Genomic DNA, 23,597 nt, shown 5'->3' with positions numbered 1-23,597 from the left:
TCATGAAGAACCATCGCTTTTCCCGTCCGCTCTCCGCAACCGACCTGCCGGGCTTCCAGCGCCAGCGGCATAATCTGCGCGAAAATCTGCTGGCGTCGGCCGCCTCCCTGCTGGCGGCCGCCCGCAAGGCACCGCGCGGCAACCGGCGCCAGCGCCGTGCCGGTCTGGTGGCGACCATGGGCGGCTTCGCCTATGCGCTGTCTTCCATCTTCGCGCAGGCCGCCTGGGCAAACCCCACCGGCGGCACCGTGGTGGCCGGTCAGGCCAGCATCGTCGCGGCCACACCGCAGACCCTGAACATCATCCAGGGCAGCGACAAGGCCATCATCAATTGGCAGGGTTTCTCCATCGCCGCGGGCGAGACGGTGAATTTCCTGCAGCCCAATGCCCAGTCGGTGACACTGAACCGGGTGGTCGGCTCCGATCCCTCGGCCATTTTCGGTTCCATCACCGCCAATGGCACGGTGATGCTGGTCAACCCCAACGGGGTGTTCTTCGGCAAGGGGTCGCGCGTTGATGTCGGCGGGCTGGTGGCCACCACGGCCAATATCAGCGATGCTGATTTCCTGGCCGGCAAATATGCCTTCAACCAGGCTTCCACCAACCTGAATGCCGGCATCGTCAATGAAGGGCTGATCTCCATCAAGGATAGCGGCCTTGCCGCCCTGGTGGCCCCGTCGGTGCAGAATTCCGGCGTCATCCAGGCCCGGCTGGGCAAGGTGGCCCTGGGGGGCGCACAGCGCTTTACGCTGGATTTCCAGGGTGACGGGCTGTTGAGCTTCAATGCTGGCTCCACCGTCACCGATCTGGCGCCGGGGGCCGATGGGGCCGCCAAGGCGCTGGTGGTCAATTCCGGCCAGATCGCCGCCGAGGGCGGCACCGTGGTGCTGTCGGCCCGGGCGGTGAAGGGCGTTATTGACAATGTCATCAATACCGATGGCGTGATCAGCGCCACCAGCATCAGTGGCAGCAGCGGCAAGATCGTGCTGTCCGGCGGTACCGGCAAGGTGCAGGTCGCCGGCACGGTTGATGCCAGCGGCGCTAAGGCGGGCCAGACCGGTGGCACGGTGATCGTGGATGCCGCCGATATTCAGGTGGCCACCGGTACGCATATTGATGCGTCGGGCGACCAGGGCGGCGGCACCATCGCCATCGGCAGCAATGGCGACCGCAAGGGCGCCTGGGCGGCCGGTCGCGTCGGCATCGCCGAAGGGGCAACCATGGCGGCCGACGCGCTGAACCATGGCAATGGCGGCACGGTCACCATTCTGTCGGAACAGCGCACCGATTTTGCCGGCAGCATCAGCGCCAAGGGCGGTGCCACGGGCGGTAATGGCGGCTTCGCCGAAGTATCCAGCCATGACACCATCACCCTGACCGGCCGTGTCGATCTGTCGGCCCCGCAGGGCGATACAGGCACCTTCCTGCTGGACCCGGCGACCTTGAAGATTGTCTCCAGCGGGTCGGGCACGCTGGATGGCAAGATCAGCAGTGGCACGCTGTCCGGCTCCACCGCCGATAATGGCGCCAACACCGTCAGCGCCAGCACGCTGCAGGCCATCAACGCCACCACCAACATCGTGCTGGAAGCGACCGGCCTGATTACGGTGGATACCAGCCTGAACCTGAAGACGGGCAGCAGCAACAGCTTCACCCTGCGTTCCACCAAGGCTGGCGGCGGCATCACCTTCACCAGTGCGACGCATGAGATTGCCACCGCCGGCGGCGCCATCACCCTCGACGCCTCGCTGACCGGGTCCAGCCTGACCAATATCGGCAAGCTGACCAGCAATGGCGGCAATATCACCCTGCTGTCTGGCAATGGTGTCAGCCTGGCCGGCAATATCAATGCCGGTGCGGGTGCCATCAAAATTGATAGCATTACCGGCAATATCAGCAACGTTTCCGGTGCCACCCCGACATTGAGCGGCGCCAGCATCGCCCTGTCGGCGCTGGGGGGCCAGATCGGCGCCAGCGGTGCAGCCATCGCCACCAGTGTGTCCGGGCTGACCCTGAAGAGCGGCAGCGACATCTTTGTTGCCAATGACAAGGCTTTGAGCAGCCTGTCGCTGACCACCGCCCATGTGTCCGCCACGGCGACCAACAGCTACAGCATCGCTGCCACCGGGCTGACCTTCACGGCGACGGATGGGGCCAGCGACCTGACGCTGACCAATATTTCCTCTACCGGCAATCTGGCGCTGAACATTACTGCTGATCGCGGCCTGGCGGTCGGCATCATCAATGCGGGCACCGGCGATATCAGCCTGACGGCCAATGCCGGCAACATCACCAGCACCGGCACCAGCCCCCGTATCACCGGCAACAGCCTGACCATGGTGGCCAAGGGCAGCACGGGCAGCAACGGCACCATCGGGGCCACCGGTACCGCCCTGCTGACCACGGTCAGCAGCCTGTCGGCAGAGGCCGGCACACTGGTTCTGGTTGATAATACGGGGGCCCTGGCCCTGAACCGCCTGCAGGCCGCCAGCGGCAGCGCCACCATTACCGCCAGCGGTACGCTGACCGTGGGGGATGTGGCTTTTGCCAGCGGCGGCAGCCTGACCCTGACCAGCGCCGGCGGTGCCATTCTGGATGATGGCGTTGCCAGCACCAAAATCCGCGCCAGCACGCTGACCTTGTCGGCGGCCAGCAATATCGGCACGTCCACTGACCCGCTGCTGGCCAGCACAGCCAGCAATGTCACGGCGACCGCATCCAAGGGCGGCGCCTTCATCTCCACGGAAACGTCGACCAGCTTCACCGTTGCGGCGAATGGGGGCGACATCTCCCTGAAGACGACTGGTAGTGCCGCCCTGACCGATGTGGCGATTGCCAGCGGCACCGGGAATATCGACGTCTCCGCCGGCACCGGTATTACTTACACCAAGGTCAATGCTGGTACCGGCAATGTCACCCTGACGACAACGACCGGCACCATTGCCAAGGCAGGCGGCAGCAACCAGCAGATCACTGGCGATAGTGTGACCGCCACGGCCACCGGCTCTGGCGGCACGGTGGAACTGCTGACGACGGCCAACACGATCAGCGCCAGCACCGTCGGCGCCCTGACGGTTACCCAGAACGGTGCTGTCACCCTGAAGGATATGCGCAGCAGCACAGGGTCCATCACCATCAATGTCCAGGGTGGAACCACCACCCTGGACGGGTCGGTTAAAGCTGCCAGCAGCGGTGCTGCAACCCTGGACCTTTCCGGCGCCCTGGTGACCAAGGCGGGCAACCTGCTGTCCGCCGCTGTTATCACGCTGAAGGTTGGCGGCGCCGTTGGTGACAGCACCACGGCACTGAAAACGGCTGGCCAGACGATGAGTGTCACCAATACAGGTGACATCTATATCAACAATACCGGTTCGCTGCTGGCCTCCCTGACCATCAACAACAAGCATAATGGCACCACGCCCAATGCCTTGTCGCTGACCTCCAGCGGTCAGATCTTTACCGTGTCCGATAATGGCACCACGGTGACCATCAGCGAGCTTTCCAGCACCTTCATCACCAGTTTCAGCTTCACCAGCGACAAGAATCTGGTGCTGGGCCGGTTGGATATTGAAAACGCCACCAAAGCCACCATCACCACCACAGCTGGCGCCATTCTGGATGATGGCCGCAGCGCCAGCTTCCTGAATGCCAAATCCATTGCCTTGACCGCGACGGAGGGGGTCGGTGCGGCCGGCCAAGCCCTTGGTATCAAGACAACAGAGCTGGCTGTCGTCACGGCGGGCGATCTGGTCATTGCCAATGAAGCGCACTTCAACAGCCTGACCATTACCAGCACGCATAAGGACAGCAGCGCCAATTACACCTACGCCATAACGGGTCAGCATCTGGATTTCCGGGTGACGGACAGCGCCAGCGGCTATCTGTTTGAGCGCCTGATCGATACCGGCTATGCCAAGGATGTCGGCGGGCTGAACATGTTCGCCTTCACCGGTGACCGCGACATCACCCTGGGCGCCGTCAATACCGGCGCCTTCGACTATAGCTATACGCCTGTCGGCACCCAAATCAGCACCACGACCGGCAATGTCGTGGGCTTCAAGACAACGAATGGCGCTATTCTGGATGATGGCAATGACAGCACCGGCGTGCTGGCAAGCTATGTGCGTCTGGACGCCACGCGCAATGTCGGTGCGGTTACGGCCAATGCGGATATTGATGTCACCGCCAAGGGTCTCTCCGTTCTTGCCGGTACTGCGAGCGATCTGACCGCCGGGACCGGCGGCATCTATGTCACGGTACAACGCCCAATCGGTGTCGATAATGTCGGTCTGTTGAGCATTGGCAATGGCGACCGGATTGGTACTGGTTTCGCCACAGTTTCCGGCGATGTGGTGCTGAAGCTGCTGTCCGGCAATATGCAGGCCTCCAGCAGCACTATCGGTACCCAGGCGGGCGCGGTGACGCTGGAAGCGGTCTCCGGATCAATTCTGGCCACCAACCAGATTGCTGCCACCGGCAAGGTCACCTTGAAGGCCAGTGACAGTATCGGCTCTGTCACGAACACCAGTTTCCTTGCCGTCCGTGCCGGTGAACTGGATGCCATCGCCACCACGGGCGAGGTGGCTGTCCAGTTTGCCGCCAGCAGCGGTAACAGCTCGGTCAAGTTCAACGAGGTGACGGCCGGCGGCGATATCGCGCTGACCACCACCAATTCCAATGCTGTTCTGGGCAAGGTCATCGCCAATGGTGGCAATGGCACTATCAGCATCAGCAATATCTCCAGCGGCAGCGCGATCAATGATGACGGTGATGCGGGTACCGTAATCCGGGGATCAAAGATCACCGTCAGCAGCCTGGGCGCGGTCGGTAATAATAACCAATTGATGCTGGACACCGCCAAGCTGGATGTCACCGTCAGCGGCACGACCAGCATTGCCGGCGCCCAGGCCTTCACCGATCTGACAATCACCCGCCCCAGCAACAACTCGTCGCTCACCATCACCGGCACCGGTCAGACGGTGAAGCTCAGCGACAGTTCCTCCAGCAGCACAATCTCCACCCTGACCAGCGCGACGGACCTGAACTTCACCCTGGTCGCCGGCGGTGACCGCAGTGCGGTGGTGGGGGCGGCGGATGTTGGCAAGGGCACCTTCAGCGTCAAAGCGGATCGCAACGTCACCTATAGCGGCAGCGGCGCCATTACGGCGAGCACGGTCAGCCTGACGGCGGGCACGCTTTATTCCATCGGTACCAGCGCCAACAATATTCAGGTCAATACCAAAAAGATCAATGTGACCGCTGGGCGTAACATTTATGTGAACAGCACAACATCGCTGACGCATGTTGATGTAACCAGTACCAACAGCACGACCGGCGCCGACACCTCCAGCCTTTTCGGCATCACCGGCGCTTCCGGTCCGGCATATAGTTTGACTGACAGTGGTACAACTGTTTCGGTTGACGTTACCGGATCGGCGACCGATTTCAGCTTCACCGGCAAGAAGAACATTTACGTCAGTGAAATCGTTGCAACGGGTGCGGTGACGCTGAAGACGGAAGGCGGTGGCGCCAATTCCAACATGACGATGAGCGCTGGTGGCGCCATCCTTGGCGGTTCCGTGACCCTGTTTGCCACGGGTACCGGCACCGGCAATGGCTCAATCGGGACTGACAGCCAGGCTGTTAAAACCAACACCGCGACGCTGAACATTACCAGCAACGGCAATGTTTACATTAATAACAGCTCCAAGAATCTGACGACGCTGGGTCTGGTGCTGACCCATAAGACACAGGCAACCACCGATAAAAATAGCTATAGTTTCAGCAACCTGGGTACAGGGCGGGCCGTTACCCTCACCGACAATGGATCCTCTGCCAGCATTGCCAAGACCGGTTCCGGCGTGATGGATTTCAGTCTCTTCATGGACCGTGCCCTGGTCACGGGGGGAATTACGGCCGGAACCAACTCTACCGGCAAGATCAACCTGACCTCCACCGGTGGTGCAACTGGCAATACCGGCACCATTATCCAGGGCAGCGGTACCTTGACGGCAGGCGAGATCATTCTGTCGACCAAGGCGAATTCCGGGGCGGCGGTTGGTAACAGCGGAACGGCGATCAGCACCAGCACCAAGAAGCTGACAATCGCTACGGGCGGCGATTTCAATGTCAGCAATGATACCAGCCTGACCGATCTGACGCTGGATCTCACCTTCACGAAAAACATCACCAGCTACACTCACTCGCTGAGTTCCACCGGCCTGACCTTTACGGTTGATGAGGTGATTTCGAATAAGGCTGTCACCGCCCTTGAGTTGAGTAGCATCAGCCAGAGCGGCCTGAACCTGACCGTCAGTTCCACCAAGACCTTGCGGGTGACCAACGTCAATGTCGGCTCCGCGACGGTGAAACTGACAGCCGGCACCACCTCTGGAAGCAATTTCAGCGGGTCGGGTGTTGATGCCACCAAGAGCAGCAGCGTTATCACGGCTGGTCGTTTGGAGATTGCGGGTTCTGGCGTTGGCAATTCGTTGGACGGCCAGGACACATTCTTCGGCACCGTCGGTACGCTGAAAATCGATGCCAGCGGCAATGTCAACTATCAGAATACCGGCAATCTTGCCCTGGACGGTATCAAACTCAGCAACCCCAACTCGTCAAGCAGTGGGACAGGTGTAACGCTGCTGGTCAATAATGGTACTCTCACGCAGGCCAGCGGGTCGATGGCGGCCATCGTTGCCGATACGCTTGTTCTTTCCGTCGCTGGTGGTTCCATCGGTACCAGCAGCGACGCTTTGCAGATTGACAGCAAGACCCTGGATTTGACCAGTGGCGGTAGTGTTTATTTCAACAATGCCGCTGATCTTTCAAAATTCGATTGGGTGCTGAAGCATAGTTCCACCAATAATTATGGCATCACCGGCAAGAACCTGACTGTCGACATGCCGTCCAGTACAGCTGCCGGCAGCACCACCATCACAAAATTCATTGACACCACCGGCCTTGATCTGACGATCAAGACCGATAACAATCTGGTCCTGGGTGATATCAACGTCCAGAAAGCGCGGTTGCTCAGCCTGACCACCACCGGTACCACCAAGAACATCACCACCACCGGCAGCAGCGCCAGGGTGACCGCGGGCCAGATCAGTTTGACGGCCACGGGTGGTATTCTGCAAAATGGCAGCGACAGTCTGCAGACCGATGCCAATGCATTGATCATTGACAGCCGGGACAGCGTCTATATCGACAACCACGCCGACCTGCAGACGCTGTCCATCAAAAACAGCAGAACATCAAGCGATGGCGCGGCCAGCTATAGCCTGACCTCCACAAACGCCACCATCGCCATCACCGGCAGCTCCAGCTATGCCGTTGCACTGACAGATACGACGGGCCTGAACTTCACCTTTGATACCCAGATCAGCCAGGTGCTTGGTATCATTGATGTGACCAAGACGGGCAATTTGACGCTGAAATCCGCCGGTTCCATCTTTGGTGGCGCCAATAGCTCGCTTTCCCATATCAAGGCGGGCGTCCTGTCGATGGACGCCATCAATCTGGGGACAAGCGGAAACCGGTTTTATATCGATACGCCGACGGTGACCCTGAAGACACAGGGTGATGTTTACATCACCTCCAGCACCCATATCGATAGCCTGGCGCTGACCAATGCCAGCGATAAAAACACGGCGAACCGGACCTTTGATATTGTCAGCGCCGCTCTGGATGGCACAGCCAGCGCTGTGCAGATCCAGGCAACGCACACCAACGCTGCCGGCACGCAATTCAGCCAGATCCGTGACCTGTCCGGCATGGATTTCAGCTTCAAAAGTGACCGCGCCATCATCGTGGACGAGGTGGAGATCGGCGGGGCAAGCCAGTTTGCGCTCAACTCGTCCGCCAATATCCAGGAGCTTGACGGCTCATCCTTCATTAAGGCTGGACGCGTCACCCTGACTTCCAGTTCCGGTATGGTTGGCCAGGCCAGCGGCACTGGCGGCGGATTGCTGGACATCACGACGACCCAGCTTAAGGTGGCAGCCAACAATGGCGCCTATGTTGACCTGAAGCAATCGGCCAAGATTTCTGGCTTCGAGGTTGCTGACACCAGTGAAATCAAGTTCAGCAGCGGTGACCTTCAGATCGGTACGGCCACCGATCCTGATGGTGGCTTGAGCCTGAACGGCGCTGCCCTGACAATCAATGTCACCAACGGTTCCATCCTGGGGGGCGGCCAGATCTCCGGCTCTGGCACCCTTAGCCTGACGGCGTCGGGTTCCATTGGCAGTGCCGGCAGTGCACTCTCGACCAGTGCAAACAGCAAGGGCACCACCACCCTGACCGCTGATGCAAAGGGCGGTGGCGTTTACATTCAAGAAACCAGTGGGTTGACTATTTCCAGCCTGAGCGCCAAAGGGGATGTGGTGCTCAGCGGCGGTAGCAGTCAGACGGTAACGGATGTCACGCTGGCCGGCGCACTGACCGCCACCGGCAACAAGGTCACCATCAGCGCCGGCACCGGCTCCATCAAGTCCACCACCGCCAGCATGATTGATGCCGCGGAGGTGGTCTTGTCAGCCACGGCTGGGTCGATTGGTGAAAGCACCAGCAGCAATACGCGGGTGAAGACAAAAGCCACCAAGCTGACCCTGAACACGGCCGGCAATATTTATGTCGGCAGCGATCAAGATCTGACCGACCTGATTATCGACCGCGCCGCCGCCAGTTCGAGCACTGCCTCAAATGGCAGCCTGTCCATCACGGCGACAAACCTGACCTTTACCGCTTCGGATACGTCCGACAGCGTGTTGACCAATGTAACCGACAAGACGGGGCTCAATTTCTCTTATTCCACCTATGGCAACAGCCTGTCGGTGGGGACCATTTCTGTCGGTGACGGGGCCGTGACGCTGGCCGTCAAACCCACGCTTGGCCAGTCCACGTTTGACAGCATCACCATGGCGAAAGTTGGTGATGGCATCACGGCCAAAGACCTGACCTTGACCAACAGCAACAGCAAAACCGGCAGCAGCATTGGCGCCAGTGATGCCGCCCTGCTGACCAATGTTGATACGCTGACGCTGTCCACCACCACCAATGCCTATATCTCCAACAGCAAGGCGCTGACGACCGGCAGCCTGAGCACCGGCAGCGCGCTGTCCGTGGTGACCACCAAGGGCGATCTGACCCTGAATGGGGCTGTCACCTGGGGCAACAACACGCTGACGCTGGAAGCCGCCGGCGCGCTGAACAGCAACCGGATCGCGCTGTCCGCCAGCGGCACCAGCGCCGCTATCAATCTGAAGGCTGGTACGGGGATTGGCAGTGCCAGCAGTCCGCTGAGCATCGCACCAGCGGTCAGCGGTTCCAACGGGTCTACGGTGGCGGCCACCGTAACCGGTGATGGCTCCGCCCATCTTGCCCTCACCAGCGCCCTGGTGGGCGGTTTGACGGTTGGGGTTAAGAATGGCTCCATCAATGTGACCAGCGGTGCGGCGCTGACGCTGACCAATCTGTCGATCACCGATGATACGGCCGGCAATGCTATCAACGTCACAGCCAATGGCAACATCACCATCGGCAGCAGCGGTACGGCCGGCACGGTCAGTGCCGGCATGGCCAATGGCCGGGTGGTGCTGACCAACCGCAGCGGCGCGATCATCCAGGGCAACAGCAATAGCGGCATCAGCGGTGGTACAGTGCTGCTGAATACCAGCAGCAATATCGGCTCCAGCGTTGCCGCCCTCGGCGTAAACAGCCGCGGCCTTCAGGCCAGTTCCACCACCAGCGGTGCTGGCGTCTATCTCAAGACCTCTGGCACGGAACTGGCCATCACCAGCCTGTCCAGTAATAACGGCATCATCAATATTGCCGGCGGGTCCGGCGTTTCCCTTGATCTGGGGCTGGTGACCTCGGGCGGTGGCGCCATCACTGTTTCGTCCAGCGGCACCAGCCTGATCCGTGTGGGGATGGTGGATGCCGGCAGTGGCGACGTCACCCTGAATGCCGGGACTGGCAGCATTGTCGATGACGGGATTGCCACGACCAGTATCACCGGCACCAACCTGTCGCTGACCGCCGGCACCGGGATCGGTACTTCCAGCAGCAGCCTGAATACCAAGGTTGCCACCATCACCGGCGGCACCAGTGGTGCGGGCTCCGTCTATATCACCGACAGCAACAGCAGCGGCATTGCCCTGGGCACCAGCAGCACGGCGCTGACCGCCGCCAATGGCGCGCTCAGCGTTTCGGCCGCCGGTCCTGTAGCGGTGGTGAATGTCACCCAGGGTACCGATGGGCTGGACAAGGATGTCACCATCAGCACCAGCAGCGGTGCTGTCACCGTCACCAAGCTTTATGCCGGCACCACCAGTTCCTCCGGCAGCCCCAGCAACAGCAAGGCCAGCATCACCGCCGCAACCAATATCCTGATCAGCGGCACCGATACGCATATCATTGCCGGCAAGCTGTCGCTGACCGCCACCAATGGCGATATCGGTGCTGTGACCGACCTTGCCACCGGTGCCGGCTCGCCCGTGCTGGTCAAGGTTTCCAGCATTGCCAGCCTGTCGGCTGCCAAGGCGGGTGCTGTCGTCTCCATCTCCAACAGCGGCACCGGCAGTTCCACCCTGTCCAGCGGTGCCCTGACCCTGGGCACCGGCGCATCGGCCTTCATCAAGACGGCGGGCGACCTGTCTATTGACAGCCTGTCGCTTTCCAGTGGCAGCCTGCTGCTGGAAAGCGGCGGGACGCTCACCCTGCCCTCTTCCGGCAATTTCAGCACCACCGGCACCATCACGCTGAAAGGCACCACCGACATTGTTACCGGCGGCGGCGGGCGCGCGCTCTCCATCACCGCGGCGGAACTGGTTCTGGTCAGCGGTTCGGCCGGGGGCAATACCAGCCTGACCACCAGCGCCGGCAAGCTGAATATCAGCCTGACTGGGACTGACAAGAACCTGACCGTCAGCAATACGGGCACCGTCAGTGCCCTGACGCTGGGGGCCAAGGGCGATATCAGCTTCACCAATAATCTGGCCTTCACCGCTGACAGCGTGGTGGCCAGTGGCAAGAACCGCACCATCACCCTGACGGCGACGACCGGTGATCTGACGCTGGATACCATCAATGCCGACAGCACCGGCACGCTGACCCTGAATGCCGCGTCGGGCAAGATCCTGTCGGCCAGCGGTGGCTCCACCCTCACGGGTCTGGCGTTGAACATGACCACGTCCAGCGGCGTCGGTACCGCAGACAAGGCCTTCGCCACCACCTTCACCAAGGTATCGGCGACGGTCACCGGGACCGGCGGCATCTATCTGTCGGGCAGCAAGTTTGAACTGGGCGACCTGAAGACCAAGAATGGTGATATCGAGGTTACCACCACCGGCACGATCACCGATGAAAACATGGTCGATGGCTTTGTCGCCGGTAACAGCGGCAATGTGAAATTGTCGGCCGGCGGCGATGTCACGCTGACCAAGGCCTATACGACCAGCGGCAGCGACACCAGCCGTTCTGGCTTCTCCGTGCAAGGCTCCACCATCACGCTGGGCGGCTCCATCACCACCACCGGGGCACAGAGCTATAAGGGCAATGTCACCACCGATGGCAGCTTCACGGCCAAATCGCTGACCGTCAGCGGCGACCTGGACCTGGGCAATGCCACGGTCCTGGCCCGCAGCATCAATACGACATCCGGCAATGGCGATGTGTCCATCACCGGCAAGCTGGATGCCGGCACCGGGCTGAAGGAGGTGACGATCACCGCCGGCACGGGCGCGGTGGCCCTTGGCGGGGCGGCCAGCGGGCTGGGCAGCCTGTCGGTCACGGCGGCCAGCATCAATCTGGCGGGTGTCGCCACCACGGCGGGCCAATCCTACACCGGCGCGGTCACCACCAGCGGCACCTATTCGGTCGGCACCAACAATAATCTGACGATCACCGGGGCCACCACCCTGGCCGGCGACACCATCTTCTCGCTGGGTACCGGCACCGCCACCCTGTCCGGTACGGTAAATGGTGCCCATGCGCTGACCTTCAACAGCGCGGGTTCTGTCGTGGTCAGCGGTATGGTGGGCGGTACCACCGCTCTGACCAGCCTGACCACTGACAAGGGCGGCACAGCCTCCTTCAAGTCGGTCACCACCACGGGGGCGCAGACCTATGGCGATGCCGTCACTCTGAATGGCAACTATGCCAGCAGCAATGCGGCGATTACCGTAAACGGCGATGCCACGCTGGCCGGGACCACCAGCATCAATGCCGGCAGCGGCAATGTCGGCTTTGGCGGCATGGTGAACGGCGGCTATGCGCTGACCGTCAACAGCAGCGGTGCCACCAGCTTTACCGGTGTGGTGGGCGGCACCACCGCCCTGACCAGCCTGACCACCGATAAGGGCGGCAGCCTGACGCTGGCGGCCGTCACCACCACGGGCGCACAGACCTATGGCGATGCGACCGTCACGCTCAATGGCGACCTGACCAGCAGCACGGGCAACGGGGCCATTGGCTTTAACGGTGACGTGACGCTGGGTAGTGATGTCACCATGGCTGCCGGCAGCGGCGCCATCAGCGTGACCGGCACCATTAATGGCGCCCATGCCCTGGCCCTGAACAGCACGGGTGCCACCACCCTGTCCGGCATTGTCGGCGGCACCACGGCCCTGGCCAGCCTGACCACGGATAAGGGCGGCACCGCCAGCCTGAAGTCGGTCACCACCAGCGGCCTGCAGACCTATGCCGGCAGCAGCGTGACGCTGGATGGCACCTACACTGCCGGGGCTGCCTTCAGCCTGTCGGCCCCGGTGATCCTTGGCGGCGATACGGTGATCGATGCCGGCGCCAATGGCATCAGCATCAGCGGCACGGTCAATGGCGCCCAGGCGCTGACGCTGAACAGCAGCGGCGCCACGGCCATCACCGGTGCCATTGGCGGCACCACCGCCTTGAAGAGCGTGACCACCAACAAGGGCGGCACGCTGACGCTTTCCGCTGACGTAACCACCAGCGGCGCCCAATCCTATGGCGAGGATGTGACGCTGGGTGGTGGCACCCTGACGACCAACGGGGGCAGCTTCAGCATCGCCGGGGCCACCACATTGACCGGCGATACCACCATTGCTGCCGGGGTCGGCGATATCACCCTGTCCGGCACGGTGAACGGGGGGCAGGCGCTGACGCTGAACAGCAGCGGCGCTACAAAGATTGCCGGCACGATCGGCGGCACCACCGCGCTGAAAAGCCTGACCACCGATGCCGGCGGCACCAGCACGCTGGGGACTGTCACCACCAGCGGAGCGCAGACCTATAACGACACGGTCACGCTGAATGGTGCCGCCTACAGCACCGGCAATGGTTCGTTCACCATCGCCGGTGCGGCCACACTGGGGGCGGATACCACCATCAATGCCGGCACCGGGAACATTACCATGTCGGGCACCGTGGACGGGGCCAAGGCGCTGGTGCTGAACAGCAGCGGGGTCACCAAGCTGACTGGTGCCGTCGGCGGCACCACGGCCCTGACCAGCCTGACCACCGATGCCGATGGCAGCAGCATTCTGGCGAATGTCACCACCAGCGGAACCCAGACCTATAATGACACGGTGACCCTGGCCGGTACCTATACGACCACGAACAGCGCGTTCACCACCAAGGGGGCGGTGACGCTGGCCGCCGACACGGTCGTGTCGGTCGGCACCAGCACCATTGATTTCGCCGCGATCGATGGCACCTTTGCCCTGACGGTGAACAGCAGCGGCACCACCCGCTTCAATGGCGTCATCGGCGGTACCAAGGCACTGGCCAGCCTGACCAGCGATTTCGGCGGCAAGACGGAGATCAGCAAGGCTGTCACCACCACCGGCAACCAGACCTATAATGACGATATCACCCTGACCGGCGGCAGCCTGACGGCGGCGGGCGGCAATATCACCATTATCGGGGCGCTGAAACTGCTCACCGACAGCACCATCAGCAGCGGTGCCGGCGATATCACCCTGTCCAGCACCGTCGATGGGGCCCAGGCCCTGGTGCTGAACAGCAGCGGTACCACCAAGGTTGATGGGGTGGTCGGCGGGGTAACGGCCCTGACCAGCTTCACCACCGACGCCAATGGGGCCGTCAACCTGAAATCCGTCACCACCACCGGCGCGCAAAGCATCGGCGGCAGCAGCGGCTCCCTGGTTGGCAGCTACAAGGCGGGCGGTGCCTTCACCCTCTCCGCGCCGGTGACCCTGGCCGGCGCCACCACCGTCGATGCTGCCAGCATTGCCATCAGCGGGACCATCAACGGGGCACAGACCCTGGCCCTGAACAGCAACGGTGCCACAGCGGTGAGCGCCGATCTGGGCGGCACGACGGCGCTGACCAGCCTGGTCACCGATGCCGGCGGCACCAGCAGCTTCCGGTCCGTCAATACCAGCGGCGTGCAGACCTTCAACGATGCTGTCACCCTGAATGGTGCCTACAACACCGGCAGCGGCGATTTCAGCGCTGAAAAGACAGTGACGCTGACCGGCGACACCAGTGTCACGACCGGAACCGGTGCGGCCGACTTCAAGGACACGGTGAATGGGGCCTACAGCCTGACCGTCAACAGCAGCGGGGCCACCCGCTTTGCGGCGGATGTCGGCGGCACAACTGCCCTGAAGGGGCTGACAACCGACGCTGGTGGCACCGTCACCCTGTTCAATGTGACCACCAACGGCACCCAGACCTATAATGATACGGCAACGATCGGCGGCACCTATGCTTCCGGCAATGGTGCGGTGACCTTCAATGGCCCTGTCACGCTGCGGAGCAATACCATTGTCAGCAGCGGCACCGGTGCCATCCGCTTTGCCGGCACCATCAACGGGGCGCAGTCGCTGACCCTGAACAGCAGCGGTGTCACCAGCATTACCGGCATCATCGGCGGCAGCCAGGCCCTGACCAGCCTGACCAGCGATGCCGGTGGCAGCATCAGTGTGCTGTCCGTCACCACCACAGGCAGCCAGACCTATGGCGACGCGGCCACCATCAATGGCACGCTGACCACCAGCAACAGTGCCATCAGCTTTGGCGATGCGGTGATGCTGACGGGCGACAGCACCGCCACCAGCGGCACCGCCGATATCAGCGTTGCCGGCACCATCAACGGGGCCTATGCCCTGGCGCTGAACAGCACCGGGACCACCAAGCTGTCGGGCGATGTCGGCAACAACCAGGCGCTGACCCGCTTCACCACCGATGCCGGTGGCAGCAGCAGCGTCCGCTCGATCAGCACCAAGGGTGATCAGACCTTCAATGACGCCGTGACGCTGAACGGTGTCTACAGCACCGGCAATGGTGCCTTCACCGCAGCGACCACCGCAACATTGGGTGGCAACAGCAGCATCAATGCCGGGACCGGGGCGATCAATTTCCAGGGCAGCGTGAATGGCGGCTTTGCCCTGGTCGCCAACAGCCAGGGTGCCACCAGCTTTGCCACTGCCGTTGGCAGCACGGTGGCGCTGGCCAGCCTGATCACCGATGCCGGCGGCACCAGCACCCTGCGCGATGTCACCACCACCGGCATTATCAATATCCAGGACAATGCCACCATCGGCGGCAATTACATCAGCACCGGCAATGGTGCGGCCAGCTTTGCCGGTGCGGTCACGCTGGTGGCGGATACACTCGTCTCCACCGGGACGGGTGCCATCAGCTTCACCGGGGCGGTGGACGGCGCCAGGGCACTGGTGCTGAACAGCGGCGGTGCGACCAGCCTGTCCGGTCCGGTCGGCAGCAGCAGCGCCCTGACCAGCCTGACCACCGATGCGCCGGGCAGCAGCACGCTGGCCAATGTCACCACCAGCGGCACGCAGACCTATAATGATGCCGTCGCCTTGAACGGCACCTATCGCACCAGCAACGCCGCCTTCAACGCCAATGCCGCGGCCACACTGGCCGGCAATATCCTGGTCAGCACCGGCAGCGGGGCAATCCGCTTTGCCGGTACGGTCGATGGCGCGCAGGATCTGCGGCTGGAAAGCAGCGGGGCGACCAGCCTTGCCGGCATCGTCGGCGGCACCAGCGCGCTGAAGAGCCTGACCACCGATGCCGGTGGCACCACCACGGCCCTGTCTGTCAGCACCAGCGGCAACCAGTCCTATGGTGATGATGCCACCCTGAACGGCACCTACAGCACTGGTGGCGGCGCGTTTACCACCAAGGGCACGCTGACCCTGGCGGGTGATACCAGCGTTACCAGCGGCAACGGGAATATCGGGTTCGAGGCAGCCGTCAACGGTGCGCGGACCCTGGCGCTGAACAGCAGCGGCACCATCACGGCCAAGGCTGCCATCGGTGCTGGCACGGCCCTGACCAGCCTGTCCACCGATGGCGGCGGGAGCATCAATTTCCTGTCCGTCACCACCAGCGGGGCGCAATCCCTGGCCGGCAGCGGTGGCAGCCTGAATGGCAACTACAATGCCAGCATTTTCACCCTGTCCGCCCCGGTCACGTTGGCGGGTGCCACGACCATCAATGCTGGCAGCATCAGCATCAATGCGGCGATCAATGGCGCCCAGGCGCTGGCGTTGAACAGCAGCGGTGCCGTCACGGTCAGCGCTGCCCTGGGTGGCAGCACCGCCCTGGCCAGCCTGACCACCGATGCCGGTGGCAGCAGCAGCTTTGTTGACGTCAGCACCAGCGGGGCGCAGACCTATAACGATGCCACCACCCTGTCGGGCAGCTTCACGGCCGGCGGTGGCTTCACCAGCAATGGGGCCGCGACACTGGCAGCGGCCACCCTTATCAGCAGCAATGGCGGGGCCATCACCTTTAATGGCAGCCTGGATGGTACCCAGGCGCTGACCATCAACGCCGGGGCCGGCAATGTCAGCTTCAACGGTGCCGTGGGTGCCAGCCAGGCCCTTGGCGCGCTGGTGATCAACAGCGGCGGGCTGACCAAGCTTTCCGCCATTGGGGTAAATGCCTTCTCCATCCAGACCGACAGCGCCGGTACGCTGGATCTGGGTGGGCCGACCATGACCACGGTCGGCGCGCAGAATTACGGGGAGGTCCTGGTCCTCAGCGGTGATACCTCTCTCACCGGCAGCACCATCACCTTGGTCCAGGGGGCCCAGGGGGGCCATGCCCTGGCCATCAAGGGCGATCTGGTGATGCAGTCCACCGTCGGCAACAGCTCTGCCCTGGCCAGCCTGACCGTCAGCGGCACCACGGTGTTGAGCGGTTCCGTCACCACCAAGGGCGATCAGAAATATCAGGGCGGCGGCACCATCGGTGCTTCCACCATACTGACCGCCGGCGGCGGGGTTGAGTTTGGCGGGGCGCTGAATGGCCCCGGCACCTTGCGGGTGAACAGCAGCGGCGTCACCCGCTTCGGCGGGGCGGTGCAGATTGGCGGTCTGGAAACGGATGCCGGCGGCACCGTGGATATTGCCGGCCGCGTCACCACCACCGGCAGCCAATCCTATGGCGAATTGCTGCGGCTGGATGGCACCAGCATCACCCTGACCGGCACCAGCGTCACATTGGGCGCAGGCGCCGATGGTAAGGGCAGCCTGATCATCAACGGCAATGCCGTGATCAACGGCAATGTCGGCGCCAGCAATGCGCTGGTCGATCTGGCCATCAGCGGCACCACCAATCTGCTGGGCGGCACGGTACAGACCAGCGGCAGCCAGAGTTTCGGCGGGCTGCTGACCCTTTCCGGTGACACGGGCCTGACCGGCAGCACGGTCAGCCTGCGCAACGGGGCCACAGGCAACCAGGCCCTGACCATCACCGGCGATGCTGTGCTGGAAGGTGGGGCCGGTGCGACCCTGGCCAGCCTGACGGTGACCGGCGGCACCACGCTGAATGGCGGTGCCGTCACCACCACCGGCGGCCAGTCCTATGGCCGGGCCGTCACCTTGAACGGCAGTCAGGTGCTGACCACCACGGGCGGGCGGATCAATTTTGCCGGCACCATCGATGGCACTTCCGATCTCACCATCAATGCCGGTGCGTCGGATGTGGTCTTTATCGGAGCCGTGGGCGGCACCAGCCGCCTGGGTACCCTGACCATCAACAGCAGTGGGCTGACCAGCTTCGCCGCCGCCGGCATGAACATGGCGGCCGTCATCACCGATGCGGCCGGCACGCTGAACCTTAATGGCGGCACCATCACCACCAGTGGCGTTCAGACCTATGGCGAAGCCATCAGCTTGGCCGTGGCTACGAACCTGACGGGCAGCACGGTGACCCTGGGCCAGGGTGCCACCGGCGCCCATGCCTTGACCATCACCGGCAATGCCCAGTTGGGTGGCACCAGCAGCCTGTCCGGGCTCTCCATCAGCGGCAGCACGCTGCTGGGCAGCACGTCGGTTACCACCAGCGGGGCGCAGACCTATGGCGGGGCCGTCACCCTGGCCAGCGATACGCAACTCACCGGGACGCTTGTTTCCCTGGGCAGCACCCTGGATGGGGCCTTTGCCCTGGCCATCCGCGGCGATGCCAGCTTTACCGGCGCGGTTGGTGCCGGTACGGCCCTGGCCGGGCTGGATGTCAGTGGGGCAACGGCGCTGAATGGTGGCAGCATCACCACCAGCGGGACCCAGCGCTTCGGCGGGGCGGTGACGCTGGGGGCCAACAGCCTGCTGAGCGCAGGTTCCGTTGACCTCCAAGGTACCGTGACCGGGCCGTTCGGGCTGACGGTGAACAGTGCCGGCTTGACCCGCCTTGGCGGTACCATCAGCGTCGCGTCGCTGACCACCGATGCGGCGGGCAGCCTGTCGCTGGCCAGCAGCAACATCACCACCACAGGTGCGCAGAGCTATGGTGAACGCCTGACCCTGCTGGCGGATACGACCCTGACCGGCAGCACCGTCACCCTGAACCAGGGCGCCGACGGTGCCTTCGGCCTGACCATTGCCGGCGATGCCGCCTTTGGCGGTGCCATGGGGGCCAACAGTGCCCTGAGCTTTGTCGATGTCAGCGGCAACACGGCGCTGAATGGCGGCAGTGTCATCACCAGCGGGGCGCAGACCTATGGTCGGACGGTGACACTGAACGGGGGCACGCTGGTGTCGGCCGGCTCGGTGAATTTCAAGGATGCCGTGACCGGCCCGGCCGGGCTGACAGTGAACAGCGCCGGCGTCACCCGCTTCGGCGGGACGATCACGCTGGGTTCCTTGACCACCGATGCCGCCGGCAGCCTGTCGCTGGCCAGCAGCAGCATCACCACCACAGGTGCGCAGAACTATGGTGAGCGCCTGACCCTGGCGGCGGATACCGTCCTGACCGGCAGCACCGTCACCCTGAACCAGGGCGCCGACGGTGCCCGCGCCCTGACCATCAAAGGTGATGCCGTCATCGCCGGGGCGGTGGGGACGGCGGCGGCCCTGACTGGGCTGGAGGTCAGTGGAGCGACCACCATCAGTGGCGGCACGATTAACACCAGCGGGGCGCAGACCTATGGTGGGGTCATCATCCTGGCCAGCAATACGGAACTGACCGGCGGCAGTATCAGCCTTGCCCAGGGGGCCGATGGCGCCTTCAGCCTGGGCCTGAACGGCAATGCCGTGATCGGTGGCACCGTGGGGGACAAGGCCACGCTCACGTCCCTCACTGTCACCGGCACCACCAGCCTGAATGGCGGTCGTATCACCACCAGCGGGGCACAGACCTATGGCGGGGGCGTTGCCCTGGCGGGTGCCACCTTGCTGTCCGGCGGATCGGTTGACCTTCAGGGGGTCGTGACCGGCCCGGCCGGGCTGACGGTGAACAGCGCTGGCGTCACCCGCTTCGGCGGGGCCGTCAGCGTCGCGTCGCTGACCACCGATGCGGCGGGCAGCCTGTCGCTGGCCAGCAACAGCATCACCACCAGCGGCGCGCAGAACTATGGTGAGCGTCTGACCCTGGCCGCGGATACGACCCTGACCGGCAGCACCGTCACCCTGAACCAGGGCGCCGACGGTGCCTTCGGCCTGACCATTGCCGGCGATGCCGTCTTTGGTGGGGCGGTGGGCAAGGCGACCGCCTTGACCAGCATCATGGTCAGTGGAGCCACCCGGCTGGCGGGCGACACCGTCATCACCTCCGGCGCGCAGACCTATGATGGTGCCGTCACCGTGGGAACGGATAATCTGCTGGCAGCCGGCGGCGATGTCCGCTTCAACGGCACGGTGAACGGTACCGCCGCGCTGACGATCAATGCCGCCGGGCAAACCCGCTTCCAGGATGCTGTGACACTGGCCAGCCTGACCACCGATGCGGCAGGCAGCCTGTTCATTGGCGGTCCCGCCATCACCACCAGCGGTGCGCAGAGCTATGGCGAGCGGGCTGTGCTGGCGGGGGATACCGTTCTGACCGGCAGCACCGTCACCCTGAACCAGGGCGCCGATGGTGTTGCCGTCGCAACAGCCTCCAATGGGGCCCTGGCGGCACCAGGGGAAAGCGCCCTGACCATCAAGGGCGATCTGGTCAGTGGCGGCGCCCTGGGCGGTGTCACGGCACTGAAATCCCTGTCCGTTTCCGGCACCAGCCAGCTGGGCGGCGCTGTCATCAGCAATGGCAGCCAGCGCTTCGACGGCAAGGTGACCCTGACGGGGGCTACGAACCTGACGGGCAGCACGGTGACCCTGGGCCAGGGTGCCACCGGCGCCCATGCCTTGACCATCACCGGCAATGCCCAGTTGGGTGGCACCAGCAGCCTGTCCGGGCTCTCCATCAGCGGCAGCACGCTGCTGGGCAGCACGTCGGTTAGCACCAGCGGGGCGCAGACCTATGGCGGGGCCGTCACCCTGGCCAGCGATACGCAACTCACCGGGACGCTTGTTTCCCTGGGCAGCACCCTGGATGGGGCCTTTGCCCTGGCCATCCGCGGCGATGCCAGCTTTACCGGCGCGGTTGGTGCCGGTACGGCCCTGGCCGGGCTGGATGTCAGTGGGGCAACGGCGCTGAATGGTGGCAGCATCACCACCAGCGGGACCCAGCGCTTCGGCGGGGCGGTGACGCTGGGGGCCAACAGCCTGCTGAGCGCAGGTTCCGTTGACCTCCAAGGTACCGTGACCGGGCCGTTCGGGCTGACGGTGAACAGTGCCGGCTTGACCCGCCTTGGCGGTACCATCAGCGTCGCGTCGCTGACCACCGATGCGGCGGGCAGCCTGTCGCTGGCCAGCAGCAACATCACCACCACAGGTGCGCAGAGCTATGGTGAACGCCTGACCCTGCTGGCGGATACGACCCTGACCGGCAGCACCGTCACCCTGAACCAGGGCGCCGACGGTGCCTTCGGCCTGACCATTGCCGGCGATGCCGCCTTTGGCGGTGCCATGGGGGCCAACAGTGCCCTGAGCTTTGTCGATGTCAGCGGCAACACGGCGCTGAATGGCGGCAGTGTCATCACCAGCGGGGCGCAGACCTATGGTCGGACGGTGACACTGAACGGGGGCACGCTGGTGTCGGCCGGCTCGGTGAATTTCAAGGATGCCGTGACCGGCCCGGCCGGGCTGACAGTGAACAGCGCCGGCGTCACCCGCTTCGGCGGGACGATCACGCTGGGTTCCCTGACCACCGATGCCGCCGGCAGCCTGTCGCTGGCCAGCAGCAGCATCACCACCACAGGTGCGCAGAACTATGGTGAGCGCCTGACCCTGGCGGCGGATACCACCCTGACCGGCAGCACCGTCACCCTGAGCCAGGGCGCCGACGGGGCCTTCGGCCTGACCATCAAGGGGGATGCCGTCATCGCCGGGGCAATGGGAGCGAGTACGGCGCTCTCCGGTCTTTCCGTCAGCGGCGGCACCGCCCTGAACGCCAATGTGACCAGCAGCGGAGCACAGACCTATGGCGGGGCTGTGACCTTGGGCAGTGATATCGCCCTCTCGGGCGGGACCATCAGCTTCAACAATAGTGTTGATGGGGCACACCGACTGTCCGTCACCGGTCCGGTCAGCTTCGCCGGCACGGTGGGGGCCGGGACGGCGTTGACCGGGCTGGAGGTCAATGGAGCCGCAACCATCAATGGCGGGGGCATCACCACCAGCGGATCTCAGCGTTTTAATGGTACCGTCACGCTGGGGCAGGCCACCCGCTTTGCCACCGGCACTGGCGACGCGCTGTTTGCCGGACCGCTGACCGGCGCTTTTGCCGTGACGGTGGACAGCGCCGGCCTGACCCGCTTCGGTGGGGTCACCAATCTGGCCAGCCTGGTCACGGATGCGGCCGGAACGCTGTCGCTGGATGGCGGCACGATCACCACCAACGGGGTGCAGACCTATGGTGAACGCGCCGTGCTGGGAACGGATACCGTGCTGAGCGGTACCATCGTTACCCTGAATCAGGGCGCTGACGGGCAGGCCTCTGGTGCTCAGTCCCTGACCATTACAGGCGATGGCATCATCCGGGGCGGGGTTGGTTCCGGCACTCTGTTGAAGTCCGTGGCGGTCAGCGGCCGCAGCACGCTCAGCGGCGCTGTCAACAGCACGGGCGCCCAGACTTATAGCGGTCCGGTAACCCTGGTCGGGGCCACCAGCCTCAGCAGCAATGCCGGTTCGCTGACCTTTGGCGGCGCGGTGGACAGCAATGGTGGCGCCAGTCTGACCCTGACCACCGCCAATGGGGGGAATATTGCTTTCAACGGCGCCGTGAGCGTTGGCAGCCTGCGTGCGACAGGCGGCAATATCACCTTCAACGGTATCACCACCGCCACTACAGGCGCGATCAACCTGACGAGCAACAGCGGCACCGGCGTCATCAGCTTTGCCACCGGTGCCGCTGTACAGGCCGCCACCGGCTTTACCCAGGCGGGCGGGGCACGCGTATTGCTGCCCTCCAGCGTGGTGGTCACGGTGGGCGACATCAGCTTCGCCGCACCGGCGGAACTGCCGGCTGGGGCGGCATCGATCAGCACCAGCGGTACCATCACCATGCCGGGTCTGACCGGTGCCAGCACCAACCTGACCCTGTCGTCGGGTACCGGTGCGCTGGTGATCGGTGTCAGTGGCGGTGCGCCGGCACAGACCATCCAGGTACTGACGCTGGCCGTACCGACGGCTGGATCGGCCAGCATGTTCGGCAGCATCGGTGCCAGCAGCGGCGCCCAGGCGGCAACGGTGATCAACAGCCCCCTGCGTTCTGCGCCCTATTTCATCAATGGTACGCCATGGGGTCAGGTGGACGCGGTGACGCAGGTTGTTTCCGTCATCGTGCCGAAGACCCCGGTTCCCAGCACGCCCACCGTCACGGCGCTGTTCTCCGGGACCGTCACCAGCGCCGGTGTCACCCCCAATGCGCTGGCGGCGTATCAGGCCCCGCAGGTTCTCACCTCTGTCAATACGCTGGGTGCCGGCAGTACCCCGCAGGTGCTGGAAACCACCAGCGGTAACGCACCGGTGGTCAGCAATGGCGGGTCCATCGGAAGTGGCGTACAGGGGGCCGCCAGCCCATCCGTTCTGACAAATGCGCCGGCTTCAACGGCCCCGTCGACGGGTGCCGTATCCGGTCAGGCGTCGGGCGGGGCTTCAACCGGCGCCGCCACCGGGCCGGCCCAGGGTGAGACCACGGGCCAGAATGGTGGTTCGACCCCATCCAGTTCCGTGACGGACGAGGAAAAAGGCAGGAAGAACTAAATTCCCCTGTATCGGCACCCAACCGATGGTATAAGG

The 23,597-nt window shown here is 63.7% G+C and carries 1 protein-coding gene; it reads left to right on the top strand.

Features of this window, described 5'->3' with window-relative positions:
• Positions 1-2: 2 nt before the first annotated feature.
• On the top strand, positions 3-23,561 hold the full coding sequence (locus CHB97_RS20980; RefSeq protein ID WP_089289969.1) for a filamentous hemagglutinin N-terminal domain-containing protein: 23,559 nt from the start codon (positions 3-5) through the stop codon (positions 23,559-23,561).
• Positions 23,562-23,597 lie beyond the last annotated feature (36 nt).

The sequence above is a fragment of the Azospirillum sp. RU38E genome, assembly GCF_900188385.1.
Lineage (GTDB): Bacteria > Pseudomonadota > Alphaproteobacteria > Azospirillales > Azospirillaceae > Niveispirillum.
This window is presented reverse-complemented; position numbering and strand designations above follow the sequence as displayed.